16 protein-coding genes are annotated in these 9957 nt (G+C 64.3%); 2 read left to right on the forward strand and 14 right to left on the reverse strand.

The genetic code is table 11. From position 1 onward, the window contains the following. Positions 1-2 precede the first annotated feature (2 nt). The 14 genes from Q4G24_RS10695 to Q4G24_RS10760 form a co-directional block, all read right to left on the reverse strand. Positions 3-1232 (reverse strand): phage portal protein, encoded by a 1230-nt coding sequence (locus tag Q4G24_RS10695; RefSeq protein WP_303366518.1) that lies wholly within the window; start codon positions 1230-1232, stop codon positions 3-5. Next, positions 1229-3055 (reverse strand): terminase large subunit, encoded by a 1827-nt coding sequence (locus Q4G24_RS10700; protein WP_303366519.1) that lies wholly within the window; start codon positions 3053-3055, stop codon positions 1229-1231. Before Q4G24_RS10700 ends, Q4G24_RS10695 begins: the two co-directional genes overlap by 4 nt. Further along, entirely contained in the window at positions 3039-3515 is a 477-nt protein-coding gene (locus tag Q4G24_RS10705) for a P27 family phage terminase small subunit (RefSeq protein WP_303366520.1), read from the reverse strand. Before Q4G24_RS10705 ends, Q4G24_RS10700 begins: the two co-directional genes overlap by 17 nt. 163 nt (positions 3516-3678) lie before the next feature. Beyond that, complete coding sequence (locus Q4G24_RS10710; RefSeq protein WP_303366521.1) at positions 3679-4026, reverse strand: HNH endonuclease signature motif containing protein; 348 nt, start codon at positions 4024-4026, stop codon at positions 3679-3681. A gap of 104 nt (positions 4027-4130) precedes the next feature. After that, the gene (locus Q4G24_RS10715) at positions 4131-4838 is read right to left on the reverse strand and encodes a hypothetical protein (RefSeq protein ID WP_303366522.1); all 708 of its coding nucleotides are present in this window, start codon (positions 4836-4838) and stop codon (positions 4131-4133) included. Next, positions 4835-5425, reverse strand: coding sequence for a hypothetical protein (locus tag Q4G24_RS10720; RefSeq protein ID WP_303366523.1), 591 nt, complete (start codon positions 5423-5425; stop codon positions 4835-4837). The genes Q4G24_RS10715 and Q4G24_RS10720 overlap by 4 nt, the downstream gene beginning before the upstream one ends. 359 nt (positions 5426-5784) lie before the next feature. Next, positions 5785-6195 (reverse strand): hypothetical protein, encoded by a 411-nt coding sequence (locus tag Q4G24_RS10725; RefSeq protein WP_303366524.1) that lies wholly within the window; start codon positions 6193-6195, stop codon positions 5785-5787. Then, positions 6149-6550, reverse strand: a complete 402-nt coding sequence (locus tag Q4G24_RS10730) for a hypothetical protein (protein ID WP_303366525.1) — start codon at positions 6548-6550, stop codon at positions 6149-6151. The genes Q4G24_RS10725 and Q4G24_RS10730 overlap by 47 nt, the downstream gene beginning before the upstream one ends. Then, the gene (locus Q4G24_RS10735) at positions 6547-6804 is read right to left on the reverse strand and encodes a hypothetical protein (RefSeq protein WP_303366526.1); all 258 of its coding nucleotides are present in this window, start codon (positions 6802-6804) and stop codon (positions 6547-6549) included. Before Q4G24_RS10735 ends, Q4G24_RS10730 begins: the two co-directional genes overlap by 4 nt. Continuing rightward, entirely contained in the window at positions 6801-7112 is a 312-nt protein-coding gene (locus Q4G24_RS10740; protein WP_303366527.1) for a hypothetical protein, read from the reverse strand. The genes Q4G24_RS10735 and Q4G24_RS10740 overlap by 4 nt, the downstream gene beginning before the upstream one ends. Continuing rightward, positions 7109-7804, reverse strand: coding sequence for a hypothetical protein (locus Q4G24_RS10745; RefSeq protein ID WP_303366528.1), 696 nt, complete (start codon positions 7802-7804; stop codon positions 7109-7111). Before Q4G24_RS10745 ends, Q4G24_RS10740 begins: the two co-directional genes overlap by 4 nt. Next, positions 7804-8001 (reverse strand): hypothetical protein, encoded by a 198-nt coding sequence (locus tag Q4G24_RS10750; protein WP_303366529.1) that lies wholly within the window; start codon positions 7999-8001, stop codon positions 7804-7806. The genes Q4G24_RS10745 and Q4G24_RS10750 overlap by 1 nt, the downstream gene beginning before the upstream one ends. After that, complete coding sequence (locus Q4G24_RS10755; RefSeq protein WP_303366530.1) at positions 7998-8297, reverse strand: hypothetical protein; 300 nt, start codon at positions 8295-8297, stop codon at positions 7998-8000. Before Q4G24_RS10755 ends, Q4G24_RS10750 begins: the two co-directional genes overlap by 4 nt. Positions 8298-8365: 68 nt before the next feature. Continuing rightward, positions 8366-8572, reverse strand: coding sequence for a helix-turn-helix transcriptional regulator (locus tag Q4G24_RS10760; RefSeq protein ID WP_303366531.1), 207 nt, complete (start codon positions 8570-8572; stop codon positions 8366-8368). 87 nt (positions 8573-8659) lie between these two features. Here Q4G24_RS10760 and Q4G24_RS10765 point away from each other — a divergent pair, with 87 nt between their 5' ends. Continuing rightward, positions 8660-9052 carry a helix-turn-helix transcriptional regulator gene (locus Q4G24_RS10765; RefSeq protein WP_303366532.1) on the forward strand — a complete coding sequence of 131 codons (393 nt, stop codon included), beginning with the start codon at positions 8660-8662 and terminating at the stop codon, positions 9050-9052. Positions 9053-9525: 473 nt separating this feature from the next. Next, positions 9526-9852, forward strand: a complete 327-nt coding sequence (locus tag Q4G24_RS10770; RefSeq protein ID WP_303366533.1) for a hypothetical protein — start codon at positions 9526-9528, stop codon at positions 9850-9852. The last annotated feature ends 105 nt before the right edge of the window (positions 9853-9957 follow it).

Here is a 9957-nt window from a genome sequence, read left to right on the forward strand (position 1 = left end):
TATCAGCCCCCATTTTCGGTTTCGCCCGCGATCAGAGCTTCCAGATCGCTGATCGGCACATTCTGTTTCTGGATGCGCGGCACATCGCCGCCATCGACCGGGGCCAGATTCTCTTTGGCCCGGACCTCGTTAATCGTCATCCACCCATCATTCAGGGCGGACTTGTAAAACGCCGCCCGCCCGGCGCTATCGCCCCGCAACAGCCCCTCAAGGTTAAACTCGATCCGCACACCGGCCTGACGCTCGGCCAAGGTCAGCAATTGCTTTTCCATCGCCTGCTCAAACCGCTTCAACCGCCGACGAAGCGTGAACTTCTGGAAGATCAGCACCTGTTGTTCGACGCCGGTCGGCCAGCTTGTCGCCTTGGAATAATGCTGGATCAGGATCGGCGGCACCCCGAAGAACCGGCAGATTTCCTCGATGGAAAACGACCGCGTTTCCAGCATCTGCGCATCGGCGGGCGGCACGATCAGACTTTGCCACTCCACCCCACCTTCCGCGATAAACGGACGGCCATTATTCGCGGCCCCCATGAACTCGGCCAGCATATATTCGCGGGCGATCTGGCGGTTTTCGTCCGACAACCAATCCGCGAATTTCAACACGCCGCTCGGGCGCATACCGTTGCGGAAAAACCCCGATGCCGATTCATCCGCCGCCATCGCCATGGAAAATGTCCGCCGCGCAAAAGCCAGCGTGGACATTCCGCCCAAAGGATCACCGCCCGGCCCGCGCACATGCAGCATATCGGTGTCGGGCAGATCATATTGCCGCCCGTCAGCGGTCCAGCGATACCGCAACACCCCGTCCGAGGCCCGGCGAACCTGCATCCGGTTGGGCCAGACCGGCACCAGCCCGACAATCTGCCCCCCAAGCCGCTCGATACGGGCAAAGGCATTGCCCCACAATTCCAGCGACATGGTGACAAAATCCCAAAAATCCAACGCGGTCTGATCCGCGTTTGGGCTGTCATGCAGCACCGAATACAGGTTCAAATCGCGCCGAAACCGGCGCTTGCCGCCGCCCTCATCCTGATAAACTTGCAACGGCAGCGAACTGATCGTGCCCGAAATCAGGTTGACACAGCCCCACACCGCCGCAACGGCCAGCGAGCTATCCGCCGTGACGGACGGTCCCGCATCCCCGCCCGGCAGGCGGAAAGCGGTATGATTTTGCAGGTCAACCGGACGCATTTCGTCGCGCCGCCCGAACATTTTACGCAGCAGCTTCATGCCCCGACCAGACTCCTGAAATACGAATTTTGCCGCTGTTTGCGGCCCTCATCGACCGCCCGGCACAGCGCCACCCCGGTTGCCATCGCCAGCGACACCATGCCGTCGATCCGTCCATAGGCGTTCGGCTTGTCAAACATCCGATGCCCGGTGCGATTCTCTGCATAGACGACGCTGGCCGCCATACTGTCCAAAAGCGGATTGTGGCTGATGCCGATCCGCTCCTCATAGATCGCCGCTTCCAGCTTATTGATGCTGTCCGGCATCCACAGATAGATTTCCTGCTGACCCTCGGGGGCCTGCGGGTCTTTGCCCAGTATCCGCTTCTGAAACCCCTGCGGATGGATTTCCGCCGGGATCACCGCGCCAATATCGGCCAGATGCTCTTGCAGCCGCTCAAGACCATATTGGTCACAGCCGATTGACTGGGGCGCAAACTCGGCATTGATGCGGGCAATCGCATCGGCCAGCCACGCATATTTCAGCCGCTCGCCCGGCACCGCCTCGATATGCCCGGCCCGGACCCAATCATCATAGGGCGTCTGATCCGCCGCCGCCCGATCCGCCAGCGTGTCTTTCGGCGTCCAGAACCATGTATGGGCTGCAAACCGTTCGGCATCCCGCGTCGCGTCCAGCAGCCAAACCAGCGTCAGCGCCGAAAAGTCCCGCGTCTGGCTAAGGTCCAACCCGCCAAAGCACGGATAACCACCGGCCACCATCGCCGCCAGATCGACCGGCTTGCGACAGGCCACCCAAGCCTCACGCCGGATTGCCGCCGTCTGCGCCTGCGTCCACTCGCAGAAGTGCAGCCGCGCGATCCCGTTGCGTTTGCCGGGTATTTTCTTTGCCAACTCGACCTGCGCCGCCAGCCAGTCGCTCGAAATCGTCACATCCAGCAGCGGGTTGGCCTTGGCCCAACAGGACGGATCGTTTTCCCAATCGTCGCCCTCGTCCAGCGAGCAGACAAAAGCAAAGGTCGTGTCATCCTCCACGATCCCGGCTGCAACCCGGATTGCGTGCTGATGCTCCTCCCAACAGATCGACTTTCTATCTGATCCGCTGTTCGTCGCCATGCACAACAGCGGCTGGCGGCGAAACTTAAAGCCCCGCTCCAGCATGTCGATGGTATCCCGGCTGGGATGCTCATGCACCTCATCACACAAGGCCCCGTGCGGACGCGGCCCCGACTGACCGCCTGATTTGGCCTCGTTTGCAATCGGCTTGAAAAACCGTGTCCCGCCATCTTTGCCGCGATAACTCAACTGCCAGACCGGATTCGCGCCCTGCTGGCCGATCTTGGCCGCCAGTCGCGGCGACTGGTCGACCATCGCAACCGCATCCTGAAACAAGATGCGGGCCTGATCCTTTTTGGCGGCGGCAGAATAAATCTCGGCCCGCGCCTCGCCATCGGCAACCATAAGATACAGGCCGATCCCGCCCAACATGGGCGATTTCCCATTGCCCTTTCCTTCTTCGTCATAAAATCGCCGGAACCGGCGCAATCCGTCTGCCGCCCGTTTCCAGCCGAACAGCGACCCGACCCGAAACGCCTGACTGGGATGCAGCACAAAGGGCCGCCCCTCGAACTGCCCACCATTCAGCCGCAGGTTCCGCGCGAACCAGCCAATGACCTTTTTCGCGGTCTCGACATCCCAAACCAGCCCGCGCCCCGGCCCATCGACCAGATCGCGCAAATGCCGCGCCGCCGCGTCACGCACATACGGGCCTGCAACGATCCGGCCCGCTGCCACATCTTCCGCCCATGCTGTGACCGGATCGGCCTCATAGCGGGCGGCGTGATCCCCGTCAGCTAAAATCGTCATCCTGATCCGCGAACGGGAATGCCATCTGCATCTGACCCGCCAGCGCCCGTTCGGCTGTCGGGGTCATTCCAAAATCATTCGCCATCTGGCGAATCTGACCCCATACCACATTCAGTTGCGCAGCTTCCGGGCTGCCCCGGCGCTGCTTACCGTTGCGCCCGCTGGTCTCGTAAACCTCGCCGTGCTGATCCAGCATCAATTCCAGCTTTTCAAAGCGGACGATGGCTTTGCACAGCAGGATAAACGCCGGATAAACATTGACCTCATTCAGACGGTCCTTGCTCGGATGGCACAGCGCCGGGGCCAGCTTGTCATAGACCCAGCGCACCTCGGGGGTCAGCCCCTCGGGCCGCAACTGTTCCGCCCGCGCCAAAGCCCGCGCCCTGGCATTATGGCCGGGGTCAACCCCTTCCTTCATCGGCACCACAACACCGATGCCGGGTTTACGTCCCCTTGCCACTATTCTTCCCCTTGTTTCCAGTGGGTTTTCTCAACCCAATTCCAACTTTGCGCACAAAAACCAGCGCCGCCGGTCCCAGCCCGACCCGGCCCGAAGTTGGAGATACCCCCCCCCTCGGGGGCCGATGTTCACCCGGCGCTCCGACTTTCGCCCCCCTCTGTGGTCAGCGGTTCGCCGGATGCGCCGGATCGACCGGCCACCCATCCGCCGCCCGAGCGTTGGAAAACCCCCGGACCTCCTCGCGCTGCTTTACGATGTCGTGATGATCCGGGCACAGCGTCTGCCAATTCGCCCGGTCCCAAAACAAATCCACATCACCCCGATGCGGGACGATATGATCTACGACCAGAAACCGCCGCCGCCGATCAGGCTGCACGGCCCCGGCCAGCGTCAGCCCGCCATCGTTGACCAACCCGCGCTGCCGACACAACCGGCACACCGGCTCTGCCGCCAGATGCGCCAGCCGGGACCGCCGCCACCGCGCCGTCTTGTAAAACGGATGCCGTGACACCAAACCCCCGAATCGAAAAGCCCGCGCGGCGGGACCGAGCGGGCATAATTGTGGATGATGCCAAGACTCATACGATGGTGTGACTTAAGCCGTCAAGCCCTCTTTCAAACTTTTCTGCCGTATCCCTGCATCCGGTCCAAAGCCCCCGCCAGCGCCACGCACAACCGCTGTGTGTGCAACCCACGCGACGACCAGCCATGCACCTGCAAAACCTGCCGCAGCGACAGCCCGGCCAGACAAACCGAATCAACCAACACCCGGTCCGAGATCACCCGCGCCCCGGCACCACGGGCAGAGGGCCGGACACGCCGGACCACCATCGCAACCCCGGTGCCGATCCGCGCCCGCAAGCGCCTAATCTCGTCGCCCTCGGACACAAACGCATCCATAAACTCACCACCGGCAGAGGGACCAACCCCGGCGCGAACTTCAAGGCTGGCACAGCGCATCCCGCCCGCATCGTGCCGCTCGACCAGATCGCGATACCGCCGACCCATCGCCACCTGCCCCGGCGTGAACGGCACGGGCTTGCCTGCCCGTTTGGCCCGCCGCTCTAGATCGTCGAACACATCCAGCGCCTGCACCGCCGACAGCCCGCGAAACCCGACCGCATCCGCCCGCCAGCCAGCCGCCGATCCGTCCGGCACCATCCGCACCGGCTGAAACGCCCGCGCCGGTCCACGCGCCGGGGCTGCCGGAATGTCCGGGCCGCAACCCTCTGGCACCGCAGCCGCATCCAGCACCCGCGCCAGCCGCGCCGCCTCTGCCGCCAGCCGCGCCGCGCCCGCATCCACGTCCCGCACAACGGTCATTGCGCACCCCCGACCACAATCGCCCGCGCCTCTGCCAGCGCGGACAGATAGCCCGACAACCAGCGCCGGTCATCCTCCACCGCCACGTTGCGGCTGATGCGGTCCCGGATCAGATCAGCCCTGCGCCGGTTTTCCTCGGCCTGCCCCCTGATCTGGCGCATATCCCAATCCAGCGGCGGGCGACGATGCGCGACCAGCCAGCGATACAACTCCGCCAGATAGCCGCCCGCGTCCGCCCGAGGCCCCTCGACCGAGGCCAGCCAGCTTGACACGATCCGCGATTGCGCAGGCGGCGGCATCTGGATCGCCCGAGACTGCGTGCGCCAGATCACTTCGCCCGGCCAGACCCCATCCGGGGACAGGTCGATCAGCACCTCGGCCAGCGTCATGAGGTTTTCGGGGGCCATGTAAGCCAGCGCATCGACCATCCGGCCCCGCAGCTTGTCAAACGCGCCCGCCGTGATCTTGCCCGGTCGCGTCAGCCCGGCCTCGTCCAGCCGCGCGATCAGATGCACACGGACAGCCGCGCGACCGTCAGCCACACCATTCGCCGCGCGCATTTCAGTTTCAGCCTCTAAGTTACTCATAACCTTAAACCTTTCTCTGCCCATTTGAGAGCCGTTGGATGGCAGGTCAGAAAGCGGGTTATAGCTTCCGGGGTGGTGTAAACCCCGGACCCGCTCCCTGACCTCAACGATCTTGCCTGCCCACCCGAGCCGCCGCCGTCTGTTGGTCATGCGCCGCTGATCCAGCCCGACACATTGCCCCCCGACACTGCCGCACTGGCGCGGCTGGACTTCGGGATGAGGGGGTGGGCCGCAGCGTGGCGGCCAAAGCTTCCCGTGGGGCGGCGTCCGTTACCCAGTTGCCCCTAGACGCTGGCCCCGGCTAACCCGTGAAAGCCCATTCCAGCGCCGCGCGGTGCATCAGCCGCGCACAGATGATGCTAGGCCGCACCCCCACAAACCGGCACCCGCTTGAGGCGCGGAAACAACTCTGCCGCCAGCGCGGCCATTCGGGCGCGGGCGGCGGGATCGGGGTTGACGGGGCCGGGGGCAGGCGCGGGCGCGGCAGATTTGGCCGCCCGTCGTCGCGCGGCCTCGGCCTCGCCCCGCATCCGCATCAGCAGGTCCAGAATCGCGCCCGGCGTCGGGCGGCGACACGGATGCGCCCGATCCCACGCGGCGAAACCCGCGCGGACCTGACCCGGCGTCCAATCCTCCAGCGCGTCCAGCCACAGCGCCAGCGCCGCCGCCTGCACCGCAGCCGGGACCGGCGCGGCGAAATACAGACTCAACGCCGCCTCGACCTCAAAAGAGAGCCTCTCGCGGTGCTGGACGCGCTCGGGCGGCGACATGGACGCGGTTGCGCAAGGCGTCGGCGTGGCGATCTGCTGCCCCCGGACGAATCCGACCTCGGTTGTCATAATTGCCCTCCATCACCTTGATAAAATTGGCAGATTTAACCAGCCAATCAAATGCGAACCAGCCGCCGCCACCACGGCGACCGGACAGAAAATCGGATGCCTCGGCCCGCTCGACCGCCGCGCGCCAGCCATCCAGCCCGCCGCACTCGCGCATCCGCGCCATGACCTGCGCCCGGCGCGGCCCGTTGAGGACCACGACACGCGGCCAGCCGCAGCGACCGGCGGCGTCATTCCAGATCGCCACCGCCGCCACCGCGTCATCCAGCAATGCAACCTGCCCGCTCATGCACCACCCCCGGCAAGGGCGCTGCGGCCCGGCCAGATACTATCCAGCAGCAGCGCCGCATTGCGCAAGCGGGCCTCACGCGCGGCGGCAAGCTGCGCACAGGCAAAATGGTCGTGATACCCGGCGGGCGACCATGATCCATCCGGGAACAGCACCTCGACGGCGTAATAAACGCCCTGATCCGCGCCGCCATTTGCCACGCTGTAGCGCGACACCTGCACCGACACGCGGTCAACCACAGCCCGGGCGCTCATGCCGCCACCTGATCCAGCCATGCGGCGACGGTCGCGCCGCGCGGGCGTGGACCCACGCGCCGCATCCGCCGCCAGCTGCGCAGCGCCTTGACCGGATCGACCCCGGCCAGATCGCAGACCTCGTAAAAGCCGGGCGATCCGAACCACGCCTGCGCGTGGGCAATCTCATACAACGCCGTGTGCGACGTGTGGTGCTGCACGCTGCTGGTCGCGGTGACGTAAGCGTTGCACAACACCGCCTGCCACAAGGCGCGGCAGGCCGCAGGATCGACCTGCGAATCATCAAAGGGTGCGGGCTGTGGCATCATTTACCGGCCCTCGCCACCTGATCCAGCGCCGCCAGCAGCCGCGTCCGGTGTTTGGGATCATTGGCCAGCGACAGCCCGGTAACCTTGACGATCTCGCCCAAGGTCCCGGCCATCCGCACCGGGTCCAGCCCAAGCGTCCGCGCGACAGCCGGTGCCGGTGATCCGGCCAGCACCGACCGCAAATAATCCCGCATCAGACCGGCCCGAACGCCGTAATCATCCAGCACCTTGCCGACCGGCGCGATCAGGTCGATCACGTCAGCCGCAGGGGTGTCAAACCCGTCCCGTTCGGCGATCATCGCGTCCAGATTGGCCCCGTTGAGGGCCGACAGAAACCGCTTTTCCGCCGCCGTGCCGGTGCGACCCAGCCGCGCGCCGATCTGGTCAAACGACGCCCCATCACGGCGCATCTGCAACAGCAAAATATCATCATCCAGCGTCCAGCGCTGGAACCGCGCTGCCTTGGGCCGGGGCGCGGCCCCATCACACCGCGCCCCGGTTTCGGCGGCCCCACGGGTCACAGCCGCCGGTTTTTCCGCAGGTGCCGGGACATGACCCCCCGGCGCTGCGGAACCCTGCGCCGGGGCAGACAGCCCGGCGATAAACTCGATCAGCGGCAGGGCGTCCGAAAAACTGACGCCAGCGGGCAAAACCCCACCAACCTGCCGCAAAAATGACAATGACACCTGCATCACCAATACCCCAAATTGACCACAAAACTATCCTCGCCGCTCTCGGCCAGATCGGCCTTGCGCACCTCTGTTGTCCGCGCCCGCACTTGCAGCGCAGACACGCCCTCCCGATCGGCAATCTGCGCCGAGGACAGCCCGGCACAGCGCCCCGCCAGCATCCGCAGGATGCGCTCATCTGATTTCCGCGCGGCGGTCATGCCTGCCCCCACATCTGCGCCGCCTTATCCTCGCCGTAAATCTCGACCAGCAGGGCGTATTCGCCGCCGCAGGCGTCTGCGGCCTCGACGATCAGGGCCAGCAGCTTGTCAAAGCCGGGCCGTGCCGGACCACGACGCCACAGCCGCACGGTTTCACCGCTGACGTGCAGCAGCGTCCCGACGATCTCGTTCTGCTGGCGCGGGGACAGGCAGCGCCGCCCGGTGCAGGTGATGATCCGCACCGCCGCCGCGACAAAATGCGCCAGATCAACCGACCGCTGGACATCGAGCCACACTGACAAAGACCCTTGGCGGGTTTCTGAACTATGCTGTTCGCATGTGTGATTTGATGCAGCCCGGATTGTCATTTGTCGCCTCCGGTGGGGGGCTGGCTCCATATGCCCGCCGCAACGGCACCGCCGGTTTCCCGCTCGATAGCAAATGCCGCATCACGCCCAGGCTTACGCCGCCCGCTGATGATACCAGTCAGGTATCCGCGAGATTTTCCGATGCGCCGCGCCAGATCGGATTGCGACACGCCGGCGCTCTTGAGGTAGTCGATAAGGTCCATCATGCGCCGTTTGTGCGCAAAATGCGCTCAATATGCAAGCGCAAAATGCGCCCAGACACGTCAGTAATTTTGTGCCAAGGAAATGCCATGGAAACACAGCCTGTTGCATACGCCCTTCGGGCGATCCGTAGAGGTGCCGGAGTCGCACAGCGCGAAATGGCGAGGCGGCTCGGCCTGCCGCCGTCAACATACAGACATTACGAGGATCCCGACCGCTTCAAGGATCCCTACCTGCCACTGGCATGGGCGCTAAAGTTTGCCGACGCGCTCGAACAAAGCGGCGTTGAGCGATCCGCAGTTATCGCCCTTGCCGGTGCGGATGCGTCATCACAAACGGATGGCGTGGATCAACGATTTTCCCGCCTTTCGCCGCGCCGCCAACAAATGATGCTTGATCTTCTGTCGGACCTTGAGGCAGCCGAAGAAGCTGATCGAGAAGCCCAAGGAACAGATCCCGACGATGGGGTTGCAGCCTCATAACGCGCTTTTCAACCGACCGGCTCGATTCGCCCACTTTCAATTCCTCCCCTGCGTCGAACGGAACATATGAAGAACAGAAGTTGCGTTGTCCATATTCCTGCAGCGCTAACGGCGAATCTGGAATGTCAGTTTACATTCCGCAAGGGGGATGTTTGCGATATGTCTAAAAAGACAACCTCGCAGATCAGAGACGCAAGATCGTCCGGCGCGCGCCGCAGATAACCATCGCCAACCGACCAGCCCATCCGACCCGCCGTTTGGCGGGCTTTTTCATGCCGCCAGCCTGCACCGATCAGCCCCACACCTTAGCAGGATTTTCCCCGCGGCCCAAAATGAGCGCATTTTGCGCTTGCCTTAGTGTGCGCAAAATGCGAACAACACCCCATCACCCGCCGAAGACGGCCACCCGGCAAACCGCCAACAGGCCAGATCGCGGGACAACCGCCCCGAGAGGGCAGAACATGGGGAAGCACATGACCACGACCACCGACGAACAGACCTTTACGCCGCACATTGGCAAGCGGTGCATCATCCGCACCTACGCCAGCGGCGTGCATTTCGGCACACTGACCGCACAAAGCGCGCGGCAGGTCGAATTGACCAACGCCCGCCGCCTGTGGCGCTGGTTTGCGCTTGACGGCATCAGCCTGTCCGAGGTCGCCGCCAACGGCATCGACGCCAGCAAGAGCCGCATCTGCACCACGCTGCCCGCCATGACCATCCTTGACGCGCTGGAAATCATCCCGTGCAGCGACGAGGCCGCCGCAAGCATCGAGGCCGCCGGGGTATACAAGCCGTGACGCCGGATTTCGAGGACTTTGAAATCAGCGACAGCGACAGCGACGGCAGCGGCGACGGCGACGGCTTCGGCTTCGGCTTCGGCAGCGGCAGCGGCTACGGCTTCG

It is taken from the genome of Paracoccus sp. (in: a-proteobacteria) (genome assembly GCF_030538695.1).
Classification (GTDB): Bacteria; Pseudomonadota; Alphaproteobacteria; order Rhodobacterales; family Rhodobacteraceae; genus Paracoccus.

Coding starts and splice junctions, on each gene's coding strand:
- Q4G24_RS10695 (WP_303366518.1), bottom strand. CDS start 1,232: ATGAAGCTGCTGCGTAAAATGTTCGGGCGGCGCGACGAAATGCGTCCG.
- Q4G24_RS10700 (WP_303366519.1), bottom strand. CDS start 3,055: ATGACGATTTTAGCTGACGGGGATCACGCCGCCCGCTATGAGGCCGAT.
- Q4G24_RS10715 (WP_303366522.1), bottom strand. CDS start 4,838: ATGACCGTTGTGCGGGACGTGGATGCGGGCGCGGCGCGGCTGGCGGCA.
- Q4G24_RS10720 (WP_303366523.1), bottom strand. CDS start 5,425: ATGAGTAACTTAGAGGCTGAAACTGAAATGCGCGCGGCGAATGGTGTG.
- Q4G24_RS10725 (WP_303366524.1), bottom strand. CDS start 6,195: ATGTCGCCGCCCGAGCGCGTCCAGCACCGCGAGAGGCTCTCTTTTGAG.
- Q4G24_RS10730 (WP_303366525.1), bottom strand. CDS start 6,550: ATGAGCGGGCAGGTTGCATTGCTGGATGACGCGGTGGCGGCGGTGGCG.
- Q4G24_RS10735 (WP_303366526.1), bottom strand. CDS start 6,804: ATGAGCGCCCGGGCTGTGGTTGACCGCGTGTCGGTGCAGGTGTCGCGC.
- Q4G24_RS10740 (WP_303366527.1), bottom strand. CDS start 7,112: ATGATGCCACAGCCCGCACCCTTTGATGATTCGCAGGTCGATCCTGCG.
- Q4G24_RS10745 (WP_303366528.1), bottom strand. CDS start 7,804: ATGCAGGTGTCATTGTCATTTTTGCGGCAGGTTGGTGGGGTTTTGCCC.
- Q4G24_RS10750 (WP_303366529.1), bottom strand. CDS start 8,001: ATGACCGCCGCGCGGAAATCAGATGAGCGCATCCTGCGGATGCTGGCG.
- Q4G24_RS10760 (WP_303366531.1), bottom strand. CDS start 8,572: ATGGACCTTATCGACTACCTCAAGAGCGCCGGCGTGTCGCAATCCGAT.
- Q4G24_RS10765 (WP_303366532.1), top strand. CDS start 8,660: ATGGAAACACAGCCTGTTGCATACGCCCTTCGGGCGATCCGTAGAGGT.
- Q4G24_RS10770 (WP_303366533.1), top strand. CDS start 9,526: ATGACCACGACCACCGACGAACAGACCTTTACGCCGCACATTGGCAAG.